The 19,211-nt window shown below is 40.0% G+C and carries 20 protein-coding genes and 1 pseudogene; 20 read left to right on the top strand and 1 reads right to left on the bottom strand.

The genetic code is table 11. From position 1 onward, the window contains the following. Positions 1 to 4 precede the first annotated feature (4 nt). Together H9Q77_RS14720 and H9Q77_RS14715 are read left to right on the top strand one after the other, a co-directional pair. Complete coding sequence (locus H9Q77_RS14720) at positions 5 to 445, top strand: flavodoxin family protein (RefSeq protein ID WP_118547774.1); 441 nt, start codon at positions 5 to 7, stop codon at positions 443 to 445. A gap of 69 nt (positions 446 to 514) precedes the next feature. Beyond that, positions 515 to 703, top strand: coding sequence for a hypothetical protein (locus H9Q77_RS14715; protein ID WP_118547773.1), 189 nt, complete (start codon positions 515 to 517; stop codon positions 701 to 703). A 106-nt stretch (positions 704 to 809) separates the two neighbouring features. On the opposite strand, the gene H9Q77_RS14710 is transcribed toward H9Q77_RS14715, so the two are convergent. Further along, positions 810 to 1,673 (bottom strand): AraC family transcriptional regulator, encoded by an 864-nt coding sequence (locus H9Q77_RS14710; RefSeq protein WP_118547772.1) that lies wholly within the window; start codon positions 1,671 to 1,673, stop codon positions 810 to 812. Between the two features lie 201 nt (positions 1,674 to 1,874). Here H9Q77_RS14710 and H9Q77_RS14705 point away from each other — a divergent pair, with 201 nt between their 5' ends. The 18 genes and pseudogenes from H9Q77_RS14705 (at position 1,875) to H9Q77_RS14620 (ending at position 19,210) form a co-directional block, all read left to right on the top strand. Next, entirely contained in the window at positions 1,875 to 4,913 is a 3,039-nt protein-coding gene (locus tag H9Q77_RS14705) for a glycoside hydrolase family 2 TIM barrel-domain containing protein (protein ID WP_022154197.1), read from the top strand. 165 nt (positions 4,914 to 5,078) lie between these two features. Further along, entirely contained in the window at positions 5,079 to 6,476 is a 1,398-nt protein-coding gene (locus H9Q77_RS14700; protein WP_022154196.1) for an MFS transporter, read from the top strand. A 111-nt stretch (positions 6,477 to 6,587) separates the two neighbouring features. Next, a complete protein-coding gene (locus H9Q77_RS14695; protein WP_118547789.1) occupies positions 6,588 to 7,388 on the top strand; it encodes an AraC family transcriptional regulator in 801 nt (266 codons plus the stop codon). A 134-nt stretch (positions 7,389 to 7,522) separates the two neighbouring features. Further along, positions 7,523 to 8,335, top strand: a complete 813-nt coding sequence (locus H9Q77_RS14690) for an HAD-IIA family hydrolase (RefSeq protein ID WP_118547771.1) — start codon at positions 7,523 to 7,525, stop codon at positions 8,333 to 8,335. A 6-nt stretch (positions 8,336 to 8,341) separates the two neighbouring features. Further along, positions 8,342 to 8,602, top strand: a pseudogene (locus H9Q77_RS14685) (hypothetical protein); the annotation flags it as partial. Positions 8,603 to 8,690: 88 nt separating this feature from the next. Then, on the top strand, positions 8,691 to 9,002 hold the full coding sequence (locus tag H9Q77_RS14680) for a DUF4258 domain-containing protein (protein ID WP_022153072.1): 312 nt from the start codon (positions 8,691 to 8,693) through the stop codon (positions 9,000 to 9,002). A 5-nt stretch (positions 9,003 to 9,007) separates the two neighbouring features. Then, positions 9,008 to 9,235, top strand: coding sequence for a type II toxin-antitoxin system MqsA family antitoxin (locus H9Q77_RS16865; protein ID WP_022153071.1), 228 nt, complete (start codon positions 9,008 to 9,010; stop codon positions 9,233 to 9,235). 463 nt (positions 9,236 to 9,698) lie between these two features. Next, the gene (locus H9Q77_RS14670; protein WP_249326028.1) at positions 9,699 to 9,857 is read left to right on the top strand and encodes a hypothetical protein; all 159 of its coding nucleotides are present in this window, start codon (positions 9,699 to 9,701) and stop codon (positions 9,855 to 9,857) included. An 18-nt stretch (positions 9,858 to 9,875) separates the two neighbouring features. Further along, positions 9,876 to 10,214: a hypothetical protein gene (locus tag H9Q77_RS14665; RefSeq protein WP_118547770.1), complete on the top strand. Its 339-nt coding sequence runs from the start codon at positions 9,876 to 9,878 to the stop codon at positions 10,212 to 10,214. A gap of 964 nt (positions 10,215 to 11,178) precedes the next feature. After that, positions 11,179 to 11,238 (top strand): hypothetical protein, encoded by a 60-nt coding sequence (locus H9Q77_RS16975; RefSeq protein ID WP_408641175.1) that lies wholly within the window; start codon positions 11,179 to 11,181, stop codon positions 11,236 to 11,238. Between the two features lie 23 nt (positions 11,239 to 11,261). After that, positions 11,262 to 12,224, top strand: coding sequence for an aromatic acid exporter family protein (locus H9Q77_RS14655; RefSeq protein WP_249326027.1), 963 nt, complete (start codon positions 11,262 to 11,264; stop codon positions 12,222 to 12,224). Positions 12,225 to 12,275: 51 nt separating this feature from the next. Next, on the top strand, positions 12,276 to 12,734 hold the full coding sequence (gene bcp / locus H9Q77_RS14650; RefSeq protein WP_118547768.1) for a thioredoxin-dependent thiol peroxidase: 459 nt from the start codon (positions 12,276 to 12,278) through the stop codon (positions 12,732 to 12,734). Further along, the gene (gene yaaA, locus H9Q77_RS14645; protein WP_249326026.1) at positions 12,731 to 13,474 is read left to right on the top strand and encodes a peroxide stress protein YaaA; all 744 of its coding nucleotides are present in this window, start codon (positions 12,731 to 12,733) and stop codon (positions 13,472 to 13,474) included. The genes bcp and yaaA overlap by 4 nt, the downstream gene beginning before the upstream one ends. An 86-nt stretch (positions 13,475 to 13,560) precedes the next feature. Then, positions 13,561 to 14,220: a PepSY domain-containing protein gene (locus H9Q77_RS14640; RefSeq protein WP_227063391.1), complete on the top strand. Its 660-nt coding sequence runs from the start codon at positions 13,561 to 13,563 to the stop codon at positions 14,218 to 14,220. A gap of 227 nt (positions 14,221 to 14,447) precedes the next feature. Further along, complete coding sequence (locus tag H9Q77_RS14635; RefSeq protein ID WP_249326025.1) at positions 14,448 to 14,819, top strand: hypothetical protein; 372 nt, start codon at positions 14,448 to 14,450, stop codon at positions 14,817 to 14,819. Between the two features lie 154 nt (positions 14,820 to 14,973). Next, entirely contained in the window at positions 14,974 to 15,570 is a 597-nt protein-coding gene (locus H9Q77_RS14630) for a sugar O-acetyltransferase (RefSeq protein WP_022153480.1), read from the top strand. A 164-nt stretch (positions 15,571 to 15,734) separates the two neighbouring features. Beyond that, entirely contained in the window at positions 15,735 to 17,453 is a 1,719-nt protein-coding gene (locus H9Q77_RS14625) for a methyl-accepting chemotaxis protein (RefSeq protein WP_118693347.1), read from the top strand. A 65-nt stretch (positions 17,454 to 17,518) separates the two neighbouring features. After that, positions 17,519 to 19,210 (top strand): EAL domain-containing protein, encoded by a 1,692-nt coding sequence (locus H9Q77_RS14620; protein ID WP_249326024.1) that lies wholly within the window; start codon positions 17,519 to 17,521, stop codon positions 19,208 to 19,210. Position 19,211: the final 1 nt, after the last annotated feature.

Below are 19,211 nucleotides of genomic sequence, written 5' to 3'. Positions count from 1 at the left end.
GTACATGAAAGCAGCAATTATCTATGCATCGGTGCACCATGAAAATACCAAAAAGGTGGTGGAAGCAATCGCCGGGGAAAATGTGGTAGATTTGATCGATGCCACGAAGGAAAAAGAAAGAGATTTGTCAGGATACGACTTGATTGGTTTTGCTTCCGGGGTATATTATGGAAAATTTCATCAGACAGTACTAAATTTCGCTTTAGCCAATTTACTGGCAAATAAAAATGTATTTCTGCTCTGCACCTGCGGTGGCAGTGCGGCATTCCAGTCAATAGAAGAAGTTGTAAAAAGCAAGCAGGGGAAGGTTGTCGGGAAATTTTCCTGTAAGGGGTACGATACCTTCGGACCATTCAAGCTGATTGGAGGGATTGCAAAAGGACACCCCGATGATAAAGATCTGGCAGATGCGGTAACATTTTATAAAGGAATCATTCAGAAGTAGCAACTTGAGGTGATAAGCTATGAAGTATGAGGTTGGGATACAGTATTCTTCCTAGAGAGTAACCGATTTGTGAGAAAGGCAATCGTAACCAAGAAAAGTGGAGAGTTCTATACGCTACGGTTTGAGGACGGTGGTGGCATCAGGTTGCGGGAAAACAGGTTGTATGCGACGCAGGAAGCGGCGGAAGGTAATATCCCACAAAGAGAATCCGAAAAGCAGGAGAAAGGAAACAGATCTCCTTATAACTGGTTGCACTGATATATGGTGAACAAGGAGTGAGTTTGTAAAATAAGAATTGCAAAAGTGAGAAGAGGATACCACAAATCATTGTTTTGATGATTCGATGGTATCCTCTTTGTGGATTTCAGAATTTATTTCTCAGCTTTCGGTATTCTCTCGGTGAATATCCTTTCAGCTTGTGAAAAAGCCGACTGAAATATAGCTGGTTATCATATCCGACGATTTTAGAGATTTCATTGATGGAATAGGTTGTTGCATCAAGTAGCATCTGAGCATTGTTGATCCGGGTTCCTACGATGAATTGCATTGGTGTGGAACCGGTGTATTTTTTGAAATTCCGGATAAACCAGCTGACACTCATTCCTCGTGAGGCTGCGTAATCCTCTATGTTGATGTTCTGATTATAATTTTCGCTGAAATAGGTAACTGCAGTGTTCATTTCCTGATCCAGGTATTCGCTTTTCAGAATATGTTCCCGTGTCAGTTCTCGGTGGAAATTGATTAGCAGATGACGAAGCAGAAGAACAAGCATTTCCTCATAGTCGTTCTGACAGTGTTGAAGCTCTATGATAATACGCTTGAAAATCCGTTCATATTCCATAGATGTGCCGATTTGGAAAACTCGTTCTTTATCCGGAAATCCATACTGACGCAAGATATTTTTTACATTGCTACCTGTAAAATGAATCCAGTATACTTCTGTCTTATCTTCTCCATAATATTCATATTTCTGAAGTTCCTTCGGTCTGTACAGCACAATATTACCGGCGGGAACAATCGTTTCGTTATCTACATTGTCAAAATGAAAATGCCCACAACCAGCAGTGATATAGATGATCTGATAATCCAGGCGTCCCTTTGGACGGTAGGTTGGCAATTTTGGATAGCTGGAAAGGCGATAAGTGCCACAGCTTCCTACAATCAGTGGACGACTTTTGTTTTTGAAATCCATGTGGGAGTGATTCAGATAACCGGTATTCATATACATAGAGCAGCACCTCTTTTCACACTTTTTATTATTGTATCATTTAGTGCATATTTTATCCAATCCAATTCATAGACATATTTTGCAGAATAAGATAAGCTATATATAACATAACAAAGGAATGCAAGCATATAAGTAAAGCATTAAGGTTTATTTTAGAAAAGCAAAAAACAAAAAAGTATATGTATTGAAGGAGAGCTATTTATGATTGTACCACGTTATTATGAAAACTTAAACGTACTGCACGAAAACACAATGCCGGCCAGAGCCTATTATATTCCAGCATCCAAAAGAATGGATAATTTGGTGGAACACAGGGAAGAATCAGACCGTATGCAGTTATTAAACGGAACTTGGAAATTCCAGTATTTTACCAGCATCTATAATATTAAGGATTCTTTCTTTGAGAAGAATTATGATACAGAAAATTTTGATGAGATTCGGGTTCCAAGTGTATGGCAGATGGCAGGATATGATACACATCAGTATACAAATATCCGGTATCCGTTTCCATTTGATCCACCATATGTGCCGCAGGATATTCCGTGTGGAGCCTATGTACATAATTTTGAGTACAGTAGAGATGAGAAGGCATCAAAAGCTTTTTTGAACTTTGAAGGAGTAGACAGTTGCTTTTATGTATGGATCAATGGTTCTTATGTAGGATACAGCCAGGTTTCCCATATGACCAGTGAGTTTGATGTTACAGATGTACTTCAGGATGGAACAAATACGGTGGCAGTGTTGGTAATGAAGTGGTGTGATGGTTCTTATTTGGAAGATCAGGACAAATTCCGTATGAGTGGTATTTTCCGGGATGTGTACATTTTGAAACGTCCAGAGCAGGCAATCAGCGATTATCATATAAAATCAAAGATTGAGGATATACTTGCAAAGGTAGAACTTGATGTGAAATTCTACTCTCCAACAAATGTAAAAATTTCGATTGAAGATAAAAATGGAGCAGTTGTAGCACTAGGAAGTATTGATGAAGAAGGAACAGCTGTATTAGAAATTGCAAGTCCGGAACTTTGGAATACAGAAAATCCATATCTGTATAAACTGATTCTTGAAACAGAAAATGAAGTAATTGTGGATCACATTGCATTAAGAAAGGTAGAGATTAAAGACCAGGTCATTTATCTAAATGGACAGAAGATTAAATTCCGTGGAGTCAATCGACATGATTCCGATCCGGTTACGGGATTTACAATCAGTCTGGAACAGATCACAACCGATCTTACGTTAATGAAGCAGCATAATTTTAATGCGATCCGTTCCAGCCACTATCCGAACGCACCATTTTTCTATGAAATGTGTGACAAGTATGGATTCATGGTGATAGATGAAGCAGATATTGAAGCTCATGGTCCATTTATGATTTACAGAAAAGAAGACACCGATTACAATCGGTTCAAGCGATGGAATGAGAAGATTGCAGATGATCCGGTATGGGAAGAGGCAATCGTTGATCGTGTAAAACTCATGGTGGAACGTGACAAAAACCGTTTCTGTATTGTTATGTGGTCAATGGGAAATGAGAGTGCTTATGGCTGCAACTTTGAAAAAGCACTAGAATGGACAAAGAATTATGATCCAGACCGCATCACACAATATGAGAGTGCAAGATACCGTAATTATGATGAAACATATGATTACAGCAATCTGGATATGTACAGCCGGATGTACCCGGCACTTTCCGAAATTCAGGAATATCTGGACAAGGACGGAAGCAAGCCATTCCTTCTAGTCGAGTACTGTCACAGTATGGGAAATGGACCTGGAGATTTTGAAGATTATTTCCAAATGATTCAGGACAACGATAAAATGTGTGGTGGTTTTGTCTGGGAATGGTGTGACCATGCAATTGCTCATGGTACTGCCGAGAATGGAAAGACAATCTATGCTTATGGAGGAGATCATGGAGAAGAGATCCATGACGGCAATTTCTGTATGGATGGATTGGTATATCCGGACAGAACTGTACACACAGGACTGTTGGAATACAAGAATGTATACCGCCCTGTAAGAGTTGTTTCCTATGATAAAGAAAGTGGAGAGCTGGTGCTTCACAACTACATGGATTTTGATGACCTGAAAGATTATGTGAAGATCAGTTATGAACTGACACAGGATGGTCTTGTGATCAGCAAAGACATACTTTCGGAATTTTCTGTGGTACCACACGGGGAAGGAAAAACAAACCTGAAGATCAGTGTGCCAGAGAATGGGAAATGTTATTTAAAACTTATTTACCATCTGAAAAAAGAATTGCCACTGTTGGATGAAGACCATATTCTTGGATTTGATGAAATTGAGGTAAGTAAAGATGATGCTAAATGTAAACTTGCAGAGAAATGGATGCAAAAGACAGCAGTGGACTCTGAATTACAGGTAAATGAAAATGATACACAGATTCACATCAAAGGTCGTGAATTTGCGTATACCATCGACCGACGTACTGCACTCTTTACAGAGATGAAATTTGCAGGAAGGGAATATTTGAACCATCCGATGGAATTAAATATCTGGAGAGCACCAACAGATAACGATATGTATATCAAAGCTGAATGGAAAAAAGCCCACTATGACAAGGCTTATACAAGAGCTTATACGACAGAGGTTGTGCAGGGAAAACATGGTGTGAAGATTGTAAGCCATGCTTCTGTTGTGGCAGAGACAGTGCAGAAGATTCTTGATGTGACGATTACATGGAAAATAGATGCTTCAGGAAAGATTGATGCAGACATAGAAGCAACAAAAGATGGAGAATTCCCAGATCTTCCGAGATTTGGTGTGAGAATGTTCCTGGATAAAAAACTTTCAGATGCCAGATACTTTGGAATGGGACCACAGGAGAGCTATCGTGACAAGCATCAGGCAGCGAGTCACGGTCTGTACCGGGCAAATGTAGGGGATTTACATGAGGACTATATCCGTCCACAGGAAAATGGAAGCCATTACGATTGTGAATATGTAGAGCTTAACAACAGCCGATATGGAATTGTGGCATCCGCAGAAAAGGCATTTTCATTCAATGCTTCTTATTATACACAGGAAGAACTTGAGAAGAAAACGCATAATTATGAATTAATAGAATCAGATAGTGTGGTATTTTGTGTTGACTACGCATTAAATGGCATTGGTTCTAATAGTTGTGGACCGGTTGTATTGGAGCAGTACCGATTTGATGATGTATTATTCCGGTTCCAGTTTACACTGATGCCGTATGTAAAGGGATAATAAAGTCTCATGTAACCCGTAAACAAGGAAAGAGAGTCTGATTGTAATGTAAAGTCCGGATATACAGAGCAATCAGACAAAACAGAGAAAAAAAAGAATTAGATATCATGCGGTTAGGCATATTGAGATTCTAAGTGTGATGAATATGAGGAGCAAAAGAATTCGATGGAAGAAAAAAAGTATTTGAAATGGTATAACAAAATCGGATACGGATCGGGTGATATCGCAGGAAATGTGGTCTATGCGTTCCTGACATCCTTCATGATGCCCTATCTGACAGACTCAGTAGGACTTGCTGCAGGTGTTGTAGGTACCCTGATTGCCGTATCAAAACTATTTGATGGTTTCACGGATATATTTTTTGGATCAATGATTGACAAAACACACAGTAAAATGGGAAAAGCGAAGCCATGGATGCTATACGGATATATTGGTTGTGCCATTACGCTGGTCTGCTGCTTTACAGTACCGGTCAGTTTGGGAACAACGGCTAAATATGCATGGTTCTTTATTTCATATACACTGTTAAATGGCGTGTTTTATACAGCAAACAATATTGCTTACTCAGCACTTACGTCACTGATTACAAAGAACAGCAAAGAGCGTGTACAGATGGGATCTTACCGTTTTATTTTTGCATTTTCAACAAGTCTTCTGATTCAGGCGATTACAGTTGGATTTGTAGATAAATGCGGTGGAGATGCTGCGGCATGGAGAACGGTTGCTATTATCTATGCAATCATTGGTCTGGTCGTAAATACGATTTCAGCACTTTCTGTTAAGGAACTTCCGGAGGAGGAACTTAATGAAGGAGAAGTAAAGAATGATAATGAAAAGTATGGAATGGTACAGGCATTCAAGCTTCTTGTCAAAAACAAATATTACATGATGATTTGTGGAACATATATTTTACAGCAATTATATGGTGCCATGATTGGAGCTGGCATTTATTACATGACATGGGTACTGAAAAATAAGAATTTGTTTGGACAATTTGCATGGGCAGTAAATATTCCACTGATTATTGCCCTGATTTTTACACCGACATTAGTTGGTAAGTGGAAAGGCATGTATAAACTGAACTTAAGAGGTTATGTCTTAGCAGTCATCGGTAGAGCACTTGTTGTTGTTGCCGGATATATGGGTAGTGTTCCGCTGATGATGGCGTTTACAGCTCTTGCAGCCTTAGGTCAGGGACCATGGCAGGGAGATATGAATGCTGTTATTGCATCCTGCTCTGAATACACTTATCTTACACAGGGAAAGAGAATTGATGGAACGATGTACTCTTGTACTTCTCTTGGTGTAAAAATCGGTGGAGGTATTGGAACCGCTGTTGTTGGGTGGATGCTTGAGCTCAGTGGATATGTCGGAACAAATGCAACTCAGCCACAGTCTGCACTTGATATGATGCAGTTCATGTATCTTTGGCTTCCGTTAATCTTGGATGTATTGATTATGTTTGCACTTTCAAGAATGAATGTTGAAGATGCAAATAAAAAACTGAAAGCAGAAAAAGGAATTGCTGCAGATGAAGTAACAGATAAATCGGACATGAATTAGATTTGTAATTCCTCCTTTCCTTATTTACAAGTTGATTATAAGATGGGTGTAAAAGAATTGCTTGCCAAATCGAAAGAAGATATAGACAAATGTTGCAAAGGGGAGTATTTCATGCAATTAAAATATGTTGACACAAAAGAGGAGATCATAGCAATAAATAGGAAGTCAAAACATATTGAACCACATCTTCATAATGCACTGGAGATTGTTTGTGTAACGAGTGGGACATTAGAGCTTGGTGTCGGACAGGAACTTTACCATATGGAAAAAGGAGATATAGGCTTTGTATTTCCAAATATTATTCATCACTATCAGGTACTGACACCAGGGATAAATACGGTGACTTATCTGATTGCATCGCCATTTACGATTGCCAAATTTGCAGATATCATGCAATCCATGGCTCCTGAATACCCAGTCATCACAGCGGAAAAGGTTGAATCAGAGGTATATAGGGTTATAAATGCAATTTTAGAGACAGAACAGTCGGATATTACTGTTGCACAGGCATATCTTCAAATTGTGTTTGCGCGCTGCATAGGAAAACTGAATCTAGTAGAGAAGAGTCATGTGGGGAGCAAAGACCTTATTTACCAGACGGTTTCCTATATATCAGCAAATTTCAAGAAAAAGTTATCATTGGAAGAAATGGCAAAAGACCTGGGTGTGAGTAAATATGCCTTATCCAGACTCTTTTCCAAAATCTTTCATAGAAATTTCAATCAGTATCTTAATGATGCAAGGTTGAACTATGCATGTCATCGCTTGGAAAATACGAGCGATTCTATTACAAATATTTGCCTGGATAGTGGATTTGAAAGCCAGAGGACATTTAACCGGGTATTCAAGGAAAGATATAAAATTTCGCCAAGTGACTATCGAAGTACATGTGTGAAGGATATGCAGTCATAAAATGTTCTGCAGATAGAAAAAATTACTTTGATTTTATGCATGGATGATACAATGTTAAAATGGTCGTAGAAAACAGATTTTTCTGAAGTGAAAGAACAAGGCATACTCTAAAGAGAAAGAAAGGCAGGACATATATGAATATGGGAAAATCAGTAATTGATTTTAATGAGAAAAAAGGCTTTATCTGTGATATGGATGGTGTAATTTATCATGGCAATCAGATATTGCCAGGTGTTCCAGAATTCATTCAGTGGCTACATGATGAAAAGAAAGAATATTTATTTTTGACAAATAACAGTGGATATACACCACGAGAATTAAATCAGAAACTGGCTAGGATGGGACTTGATGTGCCAGAAGAACATTTTTATACCAGTGCATTGGCAACAGCCGCATTTTTAAAAGAACAGGCGGCAGGATGTTCGGCATTTGTGATAGGAGAAGCCGGCCTGTTAAATGCACTTTATGATGTAGGTATCACAATGAATGATGTAAATCCGGATTATGTTGTTGTGGGAGAGGGACGTTCCTATTCATTGGATACATTAACAAAAGCAACGAATTTAGTTCTGAAAGGTGCAAAGCTGATCGGAGCAAACTCAGATGTTTCCGGACCGATTGAGAACGGCATTGCTCCTGCTTGTCGTGCATTGATTGCACCTATAGAAATGGCAACAGGAACACAGGCATATTTCTGTGGAAAACCGAATCCACTGATGATGAGAACTGGATTAAATATGCTTGGATGTCATTCAGCAGAAGCAGTAATGGTTGGGGACCGTATGGATACAGATGTGATTTCAGGAATGGAAAGTGGTATGTCTACTGTATTGGTTCTCTCTGGATGTTCAACGAAGGACACACTCAAAACTTATGCTTATCTTCCGACAATGGTATTGAATGGAGTGGGAGATATCGCCAGTATAGCAAAAGCAAAAGAGAAATAGTGTTCGATAAATGGAAAACGTCATGCATCTCCACATCTTTTCCTTATCATGGAAATAGAAAAGGGAATTTTACTTTCTTCTTATGAAATTCCAAAAGGAGAAGATAAAAATACATTTTCATATGATTCTATGAAGAATGTTGATTACTCTAAACTAGAAAAATCTGAAAAATTTACTCCAACACTTTATCATGAAAAGGACGGAATCTGGGAAGGTGGCAGCACAAGCCAGTTCTCTCCGGTAATGACATTCAAACTTGGGGAGCGGAGTGTCATTGGCTGACGTTCGGGTTGATATAAAAACAACGATTGATGTATAATATTTATAGATTACAACAATGTTAAGGAGGGAACGAATGAATTTAGAAATATATCAACAATTGTGTGCTGAATCAAAAATTCTCTGGACACAGCATTGTTTACAGCGAATGCAGGAAAGAGATATCAGTCGTGCCGACGTAAAAAATGGAATTGCAACCGGCGAAATCATAGAGGATTATCCAGATGATTTTCCTAATCCAAGCTGTCTGATTTTTGGATATAATGTAAATGGACGGATTTTGCATATTGTTGCAGGTTGTGATAATATAAATATATATATCATAACAGCGTACTATCCAGATACAAAGAAATTTGAAGATGATTTAAAGACACGAAGAAAGAGGTGATGGATATGTGTATGTATTGCAAAAATAGTACAACCATAAATAGTACAACAACACACGTCGTAAATTATAAAAATTGCATTATTGTAATTAAGAATGTTCCATGCCTTGAATGTGAGCAGTGTGGAGAAAAATATTATACGGACGAAGTTGCTGAGCGACTTGAAACGATTGTAAATATGGCAAAGAAATTGATGCAGGAAATTGCAGTTATTGACTATCCACAGGTAGCATAATCTTCTATATCGGGAGAGGGTGCCGAGGCCCCTCTCTTTTTCTCTTTTCTTTTTATCTTTTCTCTGCACTATTCAATCCATCCACCCAATTACACAAAATCACATAGGAGCACCGTCTATGCGTTCCTGCTCGGCTTGTAAGACATTTGCATGTAGCTGCAGTGTCTGTTCCCTTTTTTCAAAGGCATCAATACTCATCAAAACAAGATTTCCTTCTCCCATCTTTGACACTTTATAGAGCCAAAGATGGGATTGTAGCATAGTAAAGTGACAGTGAAGATCGCAAAGCCGTGCCATGCGAGGACAGTTTAGTGCTAATGTTGTGCCACAAAAGACTATTGATTTTTCGGAGTACTTTTGTAACAATACATAGGAAATATTACGTTACGTTTTATGAAAAGGGAAAATATATGATTTTCATCATATGGAACACTAACAGTTAAAGGGATAGTTAGTAATGCTTATGGAAAATAGTAATATCGAGATTATAGGTGGAGGATTGTTTTTTACAGAAATAGAGGTAAAAAATGACAATGAGAAGTTTGTGCCTTCTGAATCTGATAAAGAGGCAATTAGAAAGAATATTGAAGAGATAGAATGCTTGAAAATACAATCGCCGTAGGTATAGGAGGTAAAGGTTTTGTATTGGAATAAAAATAAGAAAAAATATATAGTAATTATTTTCGGAGGAATCCTCATACTTGTGATATTATGCCTGGGAGATTATGGGATACGATATTACAATGCACCAATAGAAAAAGATTATAAATATATCGGTACGGGAATGCTGGTGCATTTGAGCGATTTTACGAATGGCGAATTAGTATCGGTAGAGATGCGGAGAAAGACAGCGTATTATATCTGGGGAAATCAAGAAGATTATATTCAGGGGAACGTGTGGCTAAATGGAGAAAAAATTTTCGGAAAAGATGATATGGAAATTGTGGGTCTATTTATAAATGCAGAACCATACTATTAAACAGCCGAAAAACAGTCCCAGGCATTTTCTCAATGGTTATCGAATGCACGTAGAGGAATAACGGATTGATTTTATTTGGTAGACTATCCAAAGTGCTGAAGGACCTCAGAAATGTAATATTTCTGAGGCCTTTTCGATTGTGTCAGGGAAAAAGATACGCGTATTTACGCATTTGGGCAGATAAAATCTTTTCCACCCGGCTGCGGATCTCTTCCGGGTAGGATGTTGCATTTGCAAGTAATTCAGTCACGTCTTTTTTGGTGATTCTATCATGTATCTACCTTTCTATACGAATCCAGAAATCATCTTCTGCCATTCGACCTTCTGTTTTCTCAATGATCATCATCGGATCATAAAATGGCAAGTCAAGATCTTTCAGTATCAGTTTCATTTTATCCCTGCTGGACGGGAAACATCTTGACTCAAGAAACTCCAGGTATTGATCATAATCCGGAGTTTCAACCACACCGAAAGCGCGGAACATAATTTTATCTGTATAATTTTTCACTTTTACTTTTCGTTCCGGCTCATTCACATCGATCAGGGTACATATATCCTGAGTAAAGGAACAATCGGTCCACGGATCACCTCTTCACTTCGCTCCCAACGCTCTACGGTGGGTTTGGAACAGTTGATCAGTTCGGCAAAGTCTTTCTATGTCAGATGTAAATCCTTCCGAAGCTTTTTGATTTGCAAATTAGAAACCATTAAAATGATTGTTTATATTGCCTAAAAAACCATCATTTTAATTATATTCTACGAAAAATAATGGTGAAAATACAGAGAAATTTCATTGCACTGGTATTTTTAGCATGATAAGATAAAGTCAGGAAGATAGTTTATAATGGCAGAAAAGCCATGGCACAAGGTCCGTTCAAGCTGGTTGGAGGGATTGCAAAGGGGCATCCAAATGATCAAGATCTGGAAGATGCGGTAGAGTTTTATAAGGGAATCATTCGGAGGTTTGACACCGTTATTGGATAGAGAAGGGAAGCCTGTTATTTCGCCAATTATGAACAGTTAATTTAGTTTGCAAAAGCCATGCCTATGAAAATGAAAACTGAGGAAACCATAAAACTTATCAAATATGTTACCGGCTCCGTAGCGGCCGTATTGCTTGCAGCAGCCCTGCAGCTTCAGTTTGCGTATGCCGCAGGAATTATCACTCTCCTGACGATCCAGGATACGAAGAAGGAAACTGTGCGGATAACAGCGAAGCGCATGATCATATTTGTGATCATGACGATCTTGTCAGCAGTGATCTTTCCGCTTGCCGGATATCACGTATGGGCATTCGGTATTGTACTGATCCCATATCTGTTTAGCTGCATGGCATTAGACATGAAGGAAGCGATTGCTCCTATTGCAGTGCTTTGTACGCATTATGTTTCAGCAAAGAGCTGCAGTCCGTCCATGATTCTGAACGAATTTCTGATTCTTATGATCGGAGCGGGGATAGGCACACTGTGGAATCTCTATATGCCGGATGGCAGAAGACAACTGTTAGAGTATCAGAAAACCGTGGATGACAAAATCGTATACATCTTACACAGAATGGCGATCTACATAGAACTGGAGGATAAGACGGATTATACCGGAAGCTGCTTTGATGAACTGGATGCAATGCTTGTGAATCTGAAAAAAGAGGCATTGCGATATATGAATAATCATCTGATCACAGAGGATGATTACTATTATGAATATATGCAGATGAGAGCGAGACAGTGCGTGATACTGAAAAGAATATATGCGGACATCATCCGCCTGACCACTACGCCGGAGCAGGGAAAAGCACTGGCAGATTTTATACGGCAGACTGCCGATGAGTTTGCAGAACAAAATAATGTGGAAACCCTGCTGTCGGAGTTAGAGAGACTGCACCACCATTATGAACAGCAGCAGCTCCCGGTCACACGACAGGAATTTGAAAACCGGTCCATGTTGTATCATATCCTGGAAGACATGAAAGCGTTTCTTGACATCAAAAAAGACTTTATCACAGCAAGGTGATGTATTATAATGTAAAAACCAAATTAGATAAGAAAGTGGAGGAAAACATATATGTTAGAAGCAGGAAAAAAAGCACCCGATTTTGAATTGCCGGATCAGGACGGTGTAATGCATAAATTAAGTGATTATGCAGGCAAAAAAGTGATTTTATATTTTTATCCAAAGGATAACACACCAGGATGTACGAAACAGGCATGCGGTTTTTCAGAGAGATATCCGCAGTTTGCGGAAAAGGGTGCGGTCATTCTTGGAGTCAGTAAAGATTCCGTGGCTTCTCATAAGAGATTTGAAGAAAAATATGGTCTGGCATTTACACTTTTAGCTGATCCGGAACGTAAAGTTATTGAAGCCTATGATGTCTGGAAAGAAAAGAAAAACTATGGAAAAATATCTATGGGCGTTGTTAGGACCACATATCTTATCGATGAACAGGGAGTCATCATCAAGGCTAATGATAAAGTCAAAGCAACAGATGACCCTGAAAATATGCTTAAGGAATTAGAAGGATGAAAATCATACTGTCTCCAGCAAAAAAGATGGTAAGCGATACGGACAGCCTTGCACCGGTTAACGTGCCAAAACATATGGATCAGACAGCAGAGATATTGAGTTTTATGAAGAGTCAGTCCGAAGAGGAGCTGAAAGCAGTCTGGAAATGTAACGATAAAATTGCCGAACAGAACTTTCACAGACTGGAAACTATGGATCTGTACCGTGGACTTACTCCGGCAGTATTATCCTATGAAGGAATCGCATTTCAGTATATGGCACCAGCTGTGTTTGAGGATAGACAGCTTGCATATGTACAAAAGCACTTGAGAATCCTGTCTGCGTTTTATGGTGTTTTGGAACCAATGGATGGGGTGACACCGTACCGGTTAGAAATGCAGGCAAAGGTCGGGATAGGAGATTCAAAAAATCTGTATGATTACTGGGGGGAGAGATTATATCGTTCAGTGATTGATGACAGCAGGGTTATCATTAATCTGGCATCAAAAGAATACTCAAAATGCATAGAAAAGTATCTGACACCTAAGGATACCTATATTACGGTCTCCTTTTGTGAGTTATCGGGAAATAAACTGGTAACGAAAGGGACATATGCCAAAATGGCCCGAGGGGAGATGGTCCGGTTCATGGCAGAAAGAGAAATTGAGAATCCTGAAGAGATACGAAAATTTGACAGACTTGGATATACTTTCAGAAGAGATTTGTCATCTGAATCGGAATATGTATTTGAACGAAAATGATTAATGTGAATTGCTGATATGAGTATGGATATGGCTGCCTGCTACAATCTACGCAATTCACTTTGAATAGAAGGAGGTAAAGATAGATGATGAAACGTAAATTGATCTTAACCGGCGCAGCACTGTCCCTGGCAGTGGCTATGACCGGATGTGGCGGTAAACCAGTGATAAATCAGCAGCCAAGCAGCCAGGAGAAGAATGCGGTAGATACCCAGGCACAGACGGAGACGACAGCCCCCGCTGCCGATTCTGCCACAACGCAGAGTTCTGCCGCAGCTACTGCGCAGACGGTAACCGGCACAGTGGATGAGGAAATGGCACAGAAGATAGCTCTTGAGCATGCCGGAGTGAAGGCAACGGATGCAACGATCACCAAGTCAAAGCTGGACTATGAAGGCAGACGCCAGGTATATGAAATTGAATGGTACGCAGGCGGTAAGAAGTACGACTATGAAATAGCCGTGGATACCGGTGAGATTTTAAGTTCCGGATACGATGAAAAAACATCCGGATGGAGTGGCAGCAATAGCAGTAATGTTACTGTCAGTGAGGCAGATGCGAAGCAGACAGCACTTGGCAGTGTAAGCGGTGCAACGGAAAAGGACATCTACGAATGGGAATTCGATTATGACGATGGACGTCCGGAATACGAAGGCAAGATCATCTATGGCGGAACGGAATATGACTTTACGATCGATGCATCCAGTGGAGCTGTAGTGGAGTGGGAGGCTGAGAGCGTCCGTTAGTTATACTCATCAAAAAAGTAAGGGGTTGTATCCCCGGTAACAATCATGTATAGAAATGTATAGAAAAAGGATAGCGTAGCCGCAAGGCGGGAAGCGCTATCCTTTTTCCTTTCATATCAATTCTTCGATATAATTATACATATATTATTCCATGCAGTAAAGAATAAATACAATAATGATAGTGAAAAGTTAAATGATAGATATTCCAAGAAATGAGGTATTTATGCATGGGAGAAAAGTACTCAAAAGAAGATCATGACAAATGTAAAAAAGTTGCAGAAGTGTTCCAGGAATTGTATGATGTGTTAGGTGATACCTGTGTCCTGGATGCAGGTGAATTTGGATTTGTATATTTAACATATTATAGGGAGCAGAAATCCTGCTTCGATAGAAATAAGGTATATCGTAATGCAGAAGAACTGTTTGAAGCATTGTGGGATGAGTGGCTTTACAGTGAAGTGATGCAGCCTGTATATGGGACAGAGGATGCGGAAGCAGGCTTTGAAGAGATCTATCGAAAGCTTCCGGATGAAAGAAAGCAGGAATATGCTGTAAGGAAGCAGCAATTTATGGATCAGGCAGAATTAAAACAGGAATGAGATCGCAAAGCTGATATACTATATGTCACAGGTTGTATAGCTGCCGTACTGCTTGCAGTAGCCAGCAAGGTGATGTATATTAAACAATTGAAGATGCGCGACCTTGATCAGCGAATATAGCAATAGGAAAATTGGAATCAGGAGGCTATCAGAAATGACGGAAAGAGAAAAAATGTTAAGCGGAGAGTTGTATGATTCATCGGATAACGAATTGGAACAATTACGTTTGCATGCACGTAAATTAGCAAGAAGATATAATTTAACAGATGAAGATCAGCAAGAAGTGCAGGCACAGATATTGCGGGAATTATTGCCGGCAACAGAGGAGCTTCCGTATTTGCAGGCACCGGTCTATTTTGATTATGGATGTCATACTTACTTCGGAAAATATAGCTCTGCTAATTTTAATTTCACATGCTTAGACGTAGGTGAAATACATATAGGGGATAATGTGATGATCGGTCCTAATGTTACATTGGCAACTCCTATGCATCCATTATTGCCTGAGGAGCGTAATGTCAGGAAAAGAGAAGATGGCAGCCTTTATACTCTTGAGTATGCGAAGCCGATCACTATAAAAGATAATTGCTGGCTGGCATCCAATGTGGTTGTTTGTGGTGGTGTTACCATAGGGGAGGGATGCGTAATAGGAGCAGGAAGTGTTGTGACGAGAGATATTCCTCCCTATAGTCTGGCGGCCGGAAACCCATGCCGTGTTATTCGTAAAATAACCGAAAAAGATCATATGTAAGATAGAATTGATCAATTTTCACCAGTTTATTGCAATAGAATCACTAATATTTGGTAAAAAAAATTATATTTTTTAATAGATTTTTCCAATCAACTGTGCTATAATACGGACGTTTAAGCACATAGAAGTTGAATTGAAAATTTACAAAGGAAAGGAAAACTATCATGGAAAAGATCAAAAAGCGTATAGCTAACTTAAAGGTTGCAGGAAAATTAAAAGTATATCGAATGACAGTGCTTGTTATGACATTATTTTTAGTGTTAGTGGCACTGATCTCGACATTAGTGATCCGTTCAAATATAGAGAAGATCACGGAGGTCTGGTCTCCGGCATTGGAAGATCTGCAGGAGTTGGAAACAATGACTGCGAAATATAGAATCAAACAGTATCAACATCTGGTAGAATCAGATGATGCTGTTATGACCTCCTGCGAAGAAGAAATTCAGAAGCTGGAGAGTCAGATCCAGGAGACTGATGCGAATCTGGAGGCAATCATGTCTGCAGACAGCGATGCTCAAAAAGGACGGGATGATTATGACGTAGCAAACACTGCATGGGAAGAATACAGAGCTGCTTCGGATGAAATTCTGAAATTAAGCCGTGAGGGCAAACAGCAGGAAGCAGCGAAACTGATGACCGGAGAGGTGTATGAAGAGTATACGTCATTTGCTGAGAAATTAACTACATTGCGTAATGAGTTCCAGGTAGAATTAGACCGGGCAAAGACCATGGCCAATGTATGCACCATCATCATATTTGTTGTGATCGTGGCATCGGGTCTTGCGATTGCTGTAGTGACAACACTGATCGGAAGGATCATTACCAATTCCATTACAGAGCCGGTAGAACAGATAGAGGCAGCAGTTGCCAGCCTGCGCAAGGGCGAACTGTCCAACGTAGAAATGCTTACCTATGAGTCTGAGGATGAGCTGGGTGGTACCATCAGGAATCTGAAAGAAGCCATGGGTATTCTGGCAGATTATGTCAGCGAGATCTCTGTGGAGGTAAAGGCAATCGCACAGGGTGACTTGACCAGAAATGGTGATGACATTACGGATTTCCTGGGCGATTTCTCAGAATTGAAGACATCACTGCTGTATATTCTGAAGCGCTTTAACAGTACCCTGACCGAGATCAGCAATCTGGCAGAACAGGTATCATCAAATGCATCAGAGGTGGAAAATGCATCAAAATCCCTGGCGGATGGTGCAACAGAGCAGGCAGGAGTCATCGAGGAATTGAATGCCACCATTGACACTGTCGTGGATCTGGCTGCAGATACAGCGAAGGAAACGCAGAGCGCATCTGCACGTGTAAAAGCCTCTGCAAATAAGGCAAACGAAGAAAAAGAAAAAATGAATGAGCTGCTCACGGAAATGGAGCACATTACAGAAATCTCCAAGGAGATCGGTAATATTATCACAGATATCGAGGATATTGCATCCCAGACCAACCTGTTATCCCTAAATGCTTCCATTGAAGCTGCCAGAGCAGGAGAAGCAGGAAGAGGCTTTGCGGTGGTTGCAGATCAGATCGGCAAGCTGGCAGCGGATAGTGCAAAGTCCGCTGTAAATACGAGAGATCTGATCGATAAGACCTTAGTGGAAATCGATAAGGGCAATAACATTACAAGAACAACAGCAGACGCATTCAATCAGATCATTGCAGATATGGAGTCCTTTGCAGAGATTGCACAGAACACCATGGAGAAAGCCAACTCCCAGGCAGAGTCCTTGGAGCAGATCGGTCAGGGAATTGAACAGCTGTCCGGCGTGGTACAAGGCAATGCAGCATCCTCAGAAGAGAATACCGCGATCAGTGTTAATCTGGCAGAGGGAGCAGCCAAGATGCAAGACCGTGTGAAGATCTTTAAGTTATTCTAGAAAATGAAGTTATTCTAGAAAAATGGCAGGAATAGAGTGAAGCTGTCGGAAGGAAGGTTCTTGTTGTGATTAATGATATATTTAAAGTGTTTGGAGAGCAGACAGCAGAAATCTTATTTCAGATCATTACAGAATGTATGGATGATTACCTGTATATATTTGATCTGCAGAATAATATCTTTGAGATTTCACAGTCAGCTGTGGAACGGTTTAATATGTCGAAAAATGTTCTGACAGATGCTGCAAATGAAGTTATGAAGGTAGTGTATGAGGAAGACCGTGAGATGCTTACAAAGCATCTCGCGGATATATGCGAAGGAAGAGAAAAGGTACATAATCTTCATTACAGGTGGCTCGATAAAGAAGGTAGGTCGGTCTGGATCAACTGCCGTGGTATCGTGATCAATGATCAGCAGGGAAAGGCAGTGTATCTGATCGGGTGTCTGAATGAGACCGGCAACAAGAGAAGAGCCGATAATGTTACAGGACTGCTTGGCGGGCCGGAATTCCTTGCTTATTTGTGTTCGCAAAAGGAACCCATTTCCAAGGGCTTTTTGATGCATGTAGGAATTGATGATTTTGGAGCGATCAATAGCTCCAGGGGAGCTGATTATGGTAATTATATCCTGAAAAGCGTAGCCACTTGTATGAAGGAATGCCTTTCGGACAAGCAGAGAATTTACCATCTGGTAGCGGATCAGTATGTGATCGTGGATCTGGAAGCTTCCTCCGCAGAAGACGCTGTGGCACTGAAAGAAAAGATCACAGATAAACTTCATAATTTCATAGTAACCGAAAATTATGAAGCTATATTTTCCATTTCTATCGGTGTTGTAGATGCAGCAACATTTTGTGAGGGAACCGAAGAATGCCGCAAAAAATTTGAATTTGCCTTGAAACAGGCAAAGGGCATGGGTAAAAACGGATTCTATGTTTTTGATCAGGATGACTATGAGGTCTTTTTGCAAAAAGGAAGAATTGTAGCAGCACTTCGTAATGCTATTGTAAACAATTATGAAGGATTTGAAGTCAATTATCAGCCGATCGTGGATTGCCAGACGGAACAGATCATTGGAGCAGAGGCACTGATGCGTTTTTCCATGATAACGGAAGAAGGACGGGAGTTTGTTTCACCGATGGAGTTTATCCCACTATTGGAAGAGACCGGATTGATCATTCCCGCCGGAAGATATATTTTGAACGAAGCTGCAGCAATGTGCTGTGAAATGCAGAAATATATTCCGGATTTCAGGATAAATGTCAATGTTTCTTATGTTCAGATCCTGCAGGGCAATGTGGAGCGGGATATTTTGGATGTGATTCAAAAGTATGCTTTAAAGCCGGAATGTTTATGCGTTGAAATGACAGAAAGCGGATTTATGGATATGACACCTTCGTTCTGCAAATTCCGTAAAAGCTTGGAAAAGAACGGGATCTCCTTCGTGATCGATGATTTTGGAACAGGATATTCTAACCTTCATTGTATCCGTGATATGAATCCGAGTTACGTGAAAATGGATAGGGATTTTACTGCCAAGGCGATGAACAGTGACAGGGATTATGAATTATATAAAAATATCATCCGCATGGTACATAGTATTAATGTCAGAATATGTGCAGAAGGCATCGAGGAAAGAGAATGGCTTCTGAAAATGAAAGAAATGAAGGTGGATTATCTGCAGGGATATTATTTTGGCAGACCATGCGGGAAGGAACAGTTTCTACAGCAATATGCCAGTGGCATCCATGTTAAATAAA

It is taken from the genome of Simiaoa sunii, from assembly GCF_014337175.1.
In the GTDB taxonomy this organism is placed as follows: domain Bacteria; phylum Bacillota; class Clostridia; order Lachnospirales; family Lachnospiraceae; genus Acetatifactor; species Acetatifactor intestinalis.
This window is presented reverse-complemented; position numbering and strand designations above follow the sequence as displayed.

Excerpts from the sequence above, each read along its gene's own strand:
- H9Q77_RS14720 (WP_118547774.1), top strand. The coding sequence starts at position 5 with ATGAAAGCAGCAATTATCTATGCATCGGTGCACCATGAAAATACCAAA.
- H9Q77_RS14710 (WP_118547772.1), bottom strand. The coding sequence starts at position 1,673 with ATGTATATGAATACCGGTTATCTGAATCACTCCCACATGGATTTCAAA.
- H9Q77_RS14705 (WP_022154197.1), top strand. The coding sequence starts at position 1,875 with ATGATTGTACCACGTTATTATGAAAACTTAAACGTACTGCACGAAAAC.
- H9Q77_RS14700 (WP_022154196.1), top strand. The coding sequence starts at position 5,079 with ATGGAAGAAAAAAAGTATTTGAAATGGTATAACAAAATCGGATACGGA.
- H9Q77_RS14695 (WP_118547789.1), top strand. The coding sequence starts at position 6,588 with ATGCAATTAAAATATGTTGACACAAAAGAGGAGATCATAGCAATAAAT.
- H9Q77_RS14690 (WP_118547771.1), top strand. The coding sequence starts at position 7,523 with ATGAATATGGGAAAATCAGTAATTGATTTTAATGAGAAAAAAGGCTTT.
- H9Q77_RS14680 (WP_022153072.1), top strand. The coding sequence starts at position 8,691 with ATGAATTTAGAAATATATCAACAATTGTGTGCTGAATCAAAAATTCTC.
- H9Q77_RS16865 (WP_022153071.1), top strand. The coding sequence starts at position 9,008 with ATGTGTATGTATTGCAAAAATAGTACAACCATAAATAGTACAACAACA.
- H9Q77_RS14670 (WP_249326028.1), top strand. The coding sequence starts at position 9,699 with ATGGAAAATAGTAATATCGAGATTATAGGTGGAGGATTGTTTTTTACA.
- H9Q77_RS14655 (WP_249326027.1), top strand. The coding sequence starts at position 11,262 with ATGAAAATGAAAACTGAGGAAACCATAAAACTTATCAAATATGTTACC.
- bcp (WP_118547768.1), top strand. The coding sequence starts at position 12,276 with ATGTTAGAAGCAGGAAAAAAAGCACCCGATTTTGAATTGCCGGATCAG.
- yaaA (WP_249326026.1), top strand. The coding sequence starts at position 12,731 with ATGAAAATCATACTGTCTCCAGCAAAAAAGATGGTAAGCGATACGGAC.
- H9Q77_RS14640 (WP_227063391.1), top strand. The coding sequence starts at position 13,561 with ATGATGAAACGTAAATTGATCTTAACCGGCGCAGCACTGTCCCTGGCA.
- H9Q77_RS14635 (WP_249326025.1), top strand. The coding sequence starts at position 14,448 with ATGGGAGAAAAGTACTCAAAAGAAGATCATGACAAATGTAAAAAAGTT.
- H9Q77_RS14630 (WP_022153480.1), top strand. The coding sequence starts at position 14,974 with ATGACGGAAAGAGAAAAAATGTTAAGCGGAGAGTTGTATGATTCATCG.
- H9Q77_RS14625 (WP_118693347.1), top strand. The coding sequence starts at position 15,735 with ATGGAAAAGATCAAAAAGCGTATAGCTAACTTAAAGGTTGCAGGAAAA.